Raw genomic sequence first — 439 nt, forward strand, 5'->3', positions numbered from 1 at the left:
GTACACGTGACGCCGTACTCGGCGGACAAGGCGATCTGCGAGGCGAACTTCGCCGCGACCCGCGTGCAGCGCAAGGGCCCCTTCTTCATCCTCGGCGGCGACATCAACTACCCGCCGCAGGCCGGACCGGATCCCGAGTTCGACCGGATGAAGCCCTACAACCGGGGTGCCCGCCTGATCCTGGGCGACCCGGAGAACCCGGGCCTGCCGGTCGCCGACCGCCGGGTGTCCTGGACCCTCGCGGCGAACGGCCTGGTCGACGCAGCCTGGCACCTGTACGGCAAGACCGCTGACCAGGACCTCCTTCAGCGAACCGGCAGCGACGACCGGATCGACCAGATCTGGGTGAGCCCGGCCCTGGCCCCTGCCATCACCGACTACGGAGTGGTCAGCGGCGGCTCGGACCACAAGGGCGTCTGGATCCGCCTCGACCTCACTC

General features: G+C 69.7%; 1 pseudogene. It reads left to right on the forward strand.

The window, feature by feature from the left end:
• Nucleotides 1–439, forward strand: a pseudogene (locus G3I78_RS48570) (hypothetical protein); the annotation flags it as partial.

The sequence above is a fragment of the Streptomyces sp. SID13726 genome, from assembly GCF_010548375.1.
GTDB lineage: Bacteria > Actinomycetota > Actinomycetes > Streptomycetales > Streptomycetaceae > Streptomyces.